The organism is Massilia pinisoli (assembly GCF_024753285.1).
GTDB classification, from domain to species: domain Bacteria; phylum Pseudomonadota; class Gammaproteobacteria; order Burkholderiales; family Burkholderiaceae_D; genus Telluria; species Telluria pinisoli.
On the sequence record NZ_JANUGW010000044.1, the window covers coordinates 1 to 7285 of the forward strand.

At 67.5% G+C, this 7285-nt stretch carries 5 protein-coding genes; 4 read left to right on the top strand and 1 reads right to left on the bottom strand.

All coding sequences use genetic code 11. The features are described 5' to 3' along the window. Positions 1–93 precede the first annotated feature (93 nt). Entirely contained in the window at positions 94–3048 is a 2955-nt protein-coding gene (locus tag NX784_RS28540; RefSeq protein WP_258820054.1) for a ligand-binding sensor domain-containing diguanylate cyclase, read from the top strand. Between the two features lie 9 nt (positions 3049–3057). Here NX784_RS28540 and bla read toward each other — a convergent pair whose 3' ends face one another. After that, the gene (gene bla, locus NX784_RS28545) at positions 3058–3906 is read right to left on the bottom strand and encodes a subclass B3 metallo-beta-lactamase (protein ID WP_258820055.1); all 849 of its coding nucleotides are present in this window, start codon (positions 3904–3906) and stop codon (positions 3058–3060) included. 206 nt (positions 3907–4112) lie between these two features. Here bla and NX784_RS28550 point away from each other — a divergent pair, with 206 nt between their 5' ends. From NX784_RS28550 to ampC, 3 genes are all read left to right on the top strand, one after another. After that, the gene (locus NX784_RS28550) at positions 4113–5186 is read left to right on the top strand and encodes a sensor histidine kinase (RefSeq protein ID WP_258820056.1); all 1074 of its coding nucleotides are present in this window, start codon (positions 4113–4115) and stop codon (positions 5184–5186) included. Continuing rightward, on the top strand, positions 5183–5941 hold the full coding sequence (locus NX784_RS28555) for a LytR/AlgR family response regulator transcription factor (RefSeq protein WP_258820057.1): 759 nt from the start codon (positions 5183–5185) through the stop codon (positions 5939–5941). The genes NX784_RS28550 and NX784_RS28555 overlap by 4 nt, the downstream gene beginning before the upstream one ends. 112 nt (positions 5942–6053) lie before the next feature. Next, entirely contained in the window at positions 6054–7253 is a 1200-nt protein-coding gene (gene ampC, locus NX784_RS28560; protein WP_370662983.1) for a class C beta-lactamase, read from the top strand. Positions 7254–7285 lie beyond the last annotated feature (32 nt).

A 7285-nucleotide genomic window follows, 5' to 3' on the forward strand; every position in this document is an offset into this window, starting at 1 on the left:
AGCGTCCGACGCCGAGCAACATCAGCCCGGTACAATCCGACAGTCTACAATGCGCTTCATGGTCGTCACAGACGACGAAAAGGGACATGCAGAATGAACGGGCATCACACGACGACTGGACTCTCCCGTTTTCTTGCCTGCTGCGTGGTGCTATTCCTCGCGGTGCTGTCACCGCCGGCGGGCGCACAGCAGCTGCCGTTACGGTACTACACGAATACCGAAGGCCTGGGGGACCTGGCCGTCACTGCGCTCGCGCAAGAGACCAACGGGGCCATATGGATCGGCACCGAAAATGGCCTGTACCGTCATAACGGCGACAGCATTCGTAACCCGCTGGGTGATGAAAAGCTGCAGGTCAACAATCTGGCTCTCGGCGGCGATGGTACGTTGTGGGTCGCGAGCGATGCCGGCATCTATCACTACCGCGACGGGAAGATGTCGAAAGTGCCCATGCAGGACGCGACCTGGTCGCCGCTCCAGGGCCAGGCCGTGGCACCATTGGCGCATGGCGGTCTCCTCGTCGTTGGCAAGGAGGGCAAGCTATGGCGGGTGACGGGCGCCGGCGCACGCCTGGAACCTGCACTGCCGCCTACGCTGGGCTCGTCGCAGTCCGACACGCTGGACGCGCGCTCGATCCTTGTCGCCAGCGACGGTGCCTGGTGGTTCGGTTGCGGGAGCGGATTGTGCCGGTGGCACGATAACCGACTCGAACGTTGGGGCACCGCCGACGGTGTGCCGCAGAGCGAATGGCTCGGCCTGCGCCAAGCGAAGGACGGCGCCATCTGGGCCCGCAGCGACCGCTACATCGTACGCCGCGCGCCAGGCGCCGCGCAATTCGCCAACGTCACACCGGATGGCCTCGGCCATGGCGCCAATCACATCTGGCTGCCCATGATCGAGGATGGACAAGGACGCTTGCTGACGCCAGGTAACGCAGGGGTGTACCGCTGGCAGGCCGGCCAATGGCAGTATTTCGGCGAGCGCAACGGTCTTGTCGAGGACGGCATACGCACCATGCTCAGCGACGCCAACGGCGACGTCTGGCTGGGCACGACCGGACACGGGCTCGCGCACTGGCGCGGGTATGAGAACTGGTCGTCCTGGACGACACGCGAGGGCCTGCCTTCCCAGGTGGTGTGGTCCATCGCCGACGACGGCGCGGGGCGGGTCTGGATCGGCACCCAGCGCGGCGTCGTCTCCACCGACGCCGACGGCCGTACGATGACAAGTGAGGCGCCCTCGGTCACCGGCCAGGTCGGAGGCATCCTGGCAGATGGCCGCGGTGGGCTGTGGTTGTCGACCTTTGGCGGCGAGCTGTTCCATCGCCGTCGCGGCGAGTCGTGGCGCGCCATGACGGACACGGGCCAGATCCGCGCGCGGCGATTGTTGGCGGTCGGCGACGAATTGTGGGTCGTCGCCGGCAAAAGCGGTTTGTTCACCCTGCCGCTCGATGGCAGCGGACCGGCCCGCCGGCGCGACGAACTGGACCCGTTGTTCGACACCAGCGATCGCGGTGTCAACACCGCGTGCCACGAGCGAAACAGCGATGTCGTGTGGGTGGGGACCGGCAGCGGGCTGCTGCGATACGACCCCGCACGCGGCTTCACGCGGCCGCAGGTCAACGGTCTCGCACAAGGTGACGGGGTCCCCTATCTTGCATGCGGCGCCGGCCGCGTGTGGCTGCGTACGGGGAACGGACGAGAACTGATGCGCATCGATCTGCGCCAGTCGGGCATATTGCAGGCGGTGCCGATGCGGCCGGGCGTACTCAAAGGGCTGCGTATCCTGTCGATGCTGGAAGACCGCCGTGGCTGGTTGTGGGCCGGGACCGATGTCGGCGTGGTGCGGTGGAACGGCAAGGATTGGCGCCGTTTCGACGAGAGCAATGGACTGGTCTGGAACGACTGCGACCAGAACGCGCTCGCCGAAGATGCCCGGGGCGACATCTGGATCGGCACGAGCGGAGGCGTGAGCCGCATCGGCTCTCCCGAACAGCTGGAACGCACACAGCGTTTCGTGCTCGAGCTTAACGAGGCCAAGCTGGGCAGCGTCGATCTCAAGCCGGGGCGGAAAATCGACGTGCCCGCGGCGACCTACACGCTCGAATTGCGCTGGGAAGTCCCCCTCTTCACGAACCGGTTGTCGCAACATGTGCGCTACCGCCTGCGCGGAAGCGAGGACGGCTGGACCGACCTGACGGGCAGCGAGTTGCGGTACGCCGGCCTCGGACCAGGCAGTTACCGTCTGGAGCTGTTTGCCGTGAACGACGACCTGGGCCGACGCAGCGCACCTGTCGCGCTGGACTTCGACATCGCACCACCATGGTGGAGAAGGCCGTCCGTCGCTGCCGCAGCCTTGATTGCCGTCGCGTTGCTGGTGGTGGCCGCCCATCGTTTCCGCGTCCGCCGGCTGGTGCAGCATCGGAACGAGCTGGAGGCCCTCGTGCGCGAACGCACGCGCGAACTGGCCGAGTCGCACGAGCGCATGCGGGAGCTTGCGTTCACCGACAGCCTGACCGGCGCCATGAGCCGGCGCGCCATCCTGGATGCGGCGGAGCGCGCACTGGCTCAGCAACGGCGGCACGGCGGCGTCGTGACGTTGGCGTTGCTGGACCTGGACCATTTCAAGCGCGTCAACGACACCTATGGCCACCCCGCCGGTGACGCACTGCTGCGCGGGCTGGTGACGCGCCTGCGTGCGCAGATTCGCGACGGCGACTGCATCGGCCGATACGGCGGCGAGGAATTCCTGCTCGTGTTGCCGGACCTTTCACTGGACGGGCCAAACGGTGTCGAGCGCGTCGACAGCTGGCGTCATGCAGTCGCCGCGGATCCTTTCGACATCGGCGATGCGACGCCGCTGCGAGTCACGTGCAGCATCGGCATCGCCAGCGCATGCGCCAACGAGACGCTGGAATCGCTGATCGCCCGCGTCGACGCTGCGCTGTACCGCGCGAAGGCCGCCGGACGAAATCGCGTGGAGGTAGGTTTGCCGCGCGCGCCGGACGATGATCCGCATCGCGGCGATATCGTCACGCGCGTGTCGTAAGGGGCGTCATCAAGGCTGCGCCTCCGCGGCCAGCGTTTTCGCCAGCCAGGTCCGTGCGTTCGCCGCGTACGCGCGGCACGCGTCGCGATCCACGAAGGTCGCGTGCGCTTGTCGTTCCCACATATCGCTGAAGTCCGGATGCGCGCTCACGAGCACGTCGCACTCGAGTCCTTCGATCTTCGCGATCGAACGCTCGACGTCCGCCCGCGCGGTCGGATACAGCGGATTCCTGCTGAAGCTGCGGCCGTCGGCGGCGATGGCGGTGAGGCTGTCCGCGTATACCATGTGCATCGTCTTGCCGCCTGCGCTCGATTGCCACGTCCAGCTGGTGGCACCCGGTGTGTGGCCGGGCGTGAAGTGCGCCGTGACCGCGAGCGGACCGAGTTTCACGATGTCGCCGTCGCGCACGGCCCGCGTGTTGGCAACGGGCGCCAGCGGCTCCAGGTTCGGCAATTGCGCGTCCCGCTTGTCCGGCTGCCCGGACTTCAGGACGGCGATGGCGGCCGGGCTGCCCAACACTTCGGCACCGCTCATCTTCTGCAACGCGGCGATGCCGCCCGCGTGGTCGAAGTGTTCGTGTCCATTCAGGATGTAGCGGATGTCCTCGACCTTGAAGCCGAGCGCGCGGACGTGCGCCGCGACCTGGTCGGCAGCGCCGGCCGGACCCGCGTCGATGAGGATATGGCCCGCCGACGACGTGATCAGCACGGCGCTGATGCCGTGCGTGCCGACGTAGTACGAGTTGCCGTAGATGGCGAACGGATCCTGCGGCGCGAGCCAGTCCGTCATGCCGGCGACAGTGGAAGCGGAGACGCCGCCGAGCAGGAGCAAGGCGGCCAGGCGTATCGTGTTTTTCATGTCATGGAGCTGCGGGAAAGTGGGTGAAGTCGATGCGTTGACGATTCTGCGACCATGCCGGCGTGACTGCGCGTCCTCCGTGACGAAACGCCGCATCGGCGTGACGAAGCGGTCGGCCGTATCCGTCGGGCCGGCGAGGCCGCTGCTATACTTTTCCGATGACGCAGCATGCCGCTCCATTGACTTCCCGCCCCCCGACGCCGTCCGTGATCAGGACGCTCATCGTCGTCGTGCTGCTGTGGACGGCGATCAGCGTCCTCGGCGCGCTGCAGACTTACAGCGACAACCTGCGCCTCGGCATCGACAGCCACTATCCGTCGCTGCTGGTGACGTGGTTCGTCGAATACGCGGTGCCGTTGATCGTGCTGAGCGTGGGCCTCAGCACGGTGCTGGGACGCTGGCCCGCGCTGATCGCCCGGCCGCGCGACGTGCTGCTGCTGTTCGTCGGCCTCGTGCTCGTGTTCCAGCCCGCGCAATGGACGTACATGGCGTGGCTGCGCGGCTACCTGCACATCGCGAGCCTCGACGACGCACGCCGCCTGCTGATGAAGATGCTGCTGGTCGGCTGGTTCTCGACGACGGGCACGTTCGCCGCCATCCTCGCGATCCACTACTGGCGCCACGCGCGCGAGCGCGAACTGGCCTGGCAGCGCAGCCAGACCGACATGCTGAACCTGCGCCTCGCGCTGGAAGAGCAGCGCATGCTGGCCCTGCGCGCGCAGTTCGAGCCGCACTTCCTGTTCAATGCGCTGAATGCGATCAGCGCCCTCGTGCGCGAAGGCGATCGCACACACGCCCTCGGCGGCATCGGCCGCCTCAGCGATCTGCTGCGCTACGCATTGTCGGCGAGCGTGCGCAATACCGTCACCGTCGCCGCCGAGCTGCAGTTCGTGCGCGACTACCTCGACCTGCAGCACCTGCGCTACGGCGACCGCCTGCGCGTGCGCATCGACGGCGAAGACGCGCTGCTGCACGACGTCGACTGCCCGCCGCTGCTGCTGCAACCGTTGATCGAGAACGCGCTGCGCCACGACCTCGATTGCCATGACGGGCCGAGCGATATCCGCCTGTCGTTCGCGCATGACGACGACGTGCTCACGATCCGGGTAGCGAACCCGGTCGGCGCTCACGCCTCGCCGAATCCCGGCGCCGGCCTCGGGCTGGCGAACACGCGCGAGCGGCTGCGCCTCATGCATCCGACGGCGTCGCTGCAAACGAGCGTGCACGATGGCCGGTTCGTGGCGGAAGTCCGGCTACCGCTGGCGCGGGACGAGCGATGACGGTGCGCTACCTGATCGTCGACGACGAGGCGCCGAGCCGTGCCAACCTGCGCCTGGCCCTCGGCGCGCATCCGGACTGGGTGCTCGCGGGCGAATGCGACGGGACCGCGGCCGCACGCGGGCTGCTGGCCGCACAGGACGCCGACGTCATCTTCCTCGACATCCAGATGCCGGCCGAATCGGGTCTCGTACTCGCGCGCGAGATCAGCCGCCTGCCCGCGCCACCGCTGATCGTGTTCGTGACCGCGTACAGCGAGCATGCGGTCGACGCGTTCGACGTTCATGCGCTCGATTATCTGCTCAAGCCCCTGAACGATGCGCGCCTGGCGCAGACCGTCGAGCGCATCGGCGCGATGCTCGGGCAGCGCCAGCGCGAGGCCTATGGCGCCGCGCTGCGCGATTACGTCGATGCCGGCACGGACCGGAAGGCGGTCCTGGAGCGCATCAACGTGCGTTCCGTCGGCCGCATCGAGCAGATCCTCGTGGCGGACATCCTGTGGATCGAATCGGCCGGCAATTACGTGGAACTGCACCTGGCCGGGCGCACGGTCCTGCATCGCATCACGCTCAACCGCCTGGAGACGTTGCTCGCGCCCGGAGACTTCCTGCGCGTGCACCGCGGCGCGATCGTCAGGCGCAGCGAGATCGCGCGCCTGGACACCGTCGGCGACGGCAGCTATCGCCTCACGTTGCGGTGCGGTGCCGCGGTCGCCGTCAGCGAACGGTATCTGGCTGCGCTGAAGTCGGCGATGTGACGAGCGCCCCCTTTGCCGGGACGGTTGCGCTGTGAGCATCCGTGCTTCGCTGCCTATACTGGCGCCCATCACGAACTCACCGGAGAACGCCTTGACCATCCTGCCTCGTCCCATGCGGATCATTGCCGCCGCTTGCCTGTCCATGTTGCCGTTGACGGCGGGCGCCGTCGATGCGGCCGCCGTGCGCGCTGCCGTCGACCGTGCAATCCAGCCCCTGATGACGCAGCACGACGTGCCGGGCATGGCGGTGGCCGTCACGGTCGACGGCCACGCGATGTTCTTCAATTATGGCCTCGCATCGAAAGAAGGACGCGTGCCCGTCAGCGAGAACACGCTGTTCGAACTGGGCTCCGTCAGCAAGACGTTCACGGCGACGCTGGCCTGTTACGCGCAGGGCCTCGGCAAGCTGTCGTTCGACGATCATCCCAGCGCGTACATGCCGCAGCTGACAGGCGCCGCGATCGACCGCGCGAACGTGCTCGAACTGGGCACGTATGCGGCCGGCGGCTTGCCGCTGCAATTCCCCGACGACGTCGAGGACGACGCGCAGATGCTCGCCTACTTTCGAGCATGGCGTCCCGATGCCGCGCCGGGCACGCAGCGCCGCTATTCGAATCCCAGTCTCGGCCTGTTCGGACACGTCACCGCACTCGCACTGCAAGCGCCGTTCGCCGATGCGGTCGAGGGCCGGCTGTTTCCCGCGCTGGGCCTGAAGCACAGCCATATCCGCGTGCCGGCGGCCGCGCTGGGCGACTATGCGTGGGGCTACGACAGGATGAACCGGCCGGTCCGCGTGAGCCCGGGCGTGTTCGACGCGGAGACGTATGGCGTGAAGTCGAGCACCGCCGACATGATTCGCTTCGTGCAGGAGAACATCGACTCGGCTGGCCTGCCGGAACCGATGCGACGCGCCATCGACTGCACGCACACGGGGTATTTCCGCATCGGCGATACCGTGCAGGGACTCGGGTGGGAGCAGTACCGCACGCCCGTCAGCCTGGCCGTCCTGCAGGCGGGGAATGGCGCGAAGATGAGCGGCGAGCCGAACCCGGCCACCCGGCTGCAGCCGCCGCAGGCGCCGCCGCGTGGGACGTTGTTCAACAAGACCGGCGCGACCCGCGGCTTCGGCGCGTATGTGGTGTTCGTGCCGGCGTACCGCGTGGGGATCGTCATGCTGGCCAATAAGAATTACCCGATTCCGGCGCGGGTGCAGGCGGCGTATGCGATTCTGGATCAGCTGGCGCCGGGTGCGGTGCGTGGGGAAGTCGCTGGCGCTGGCGAGAAAACGGATGCCGTCAATACGCACAAATAAGACACGGCCGTGCTTGCGTGGTGGGTGGGGCA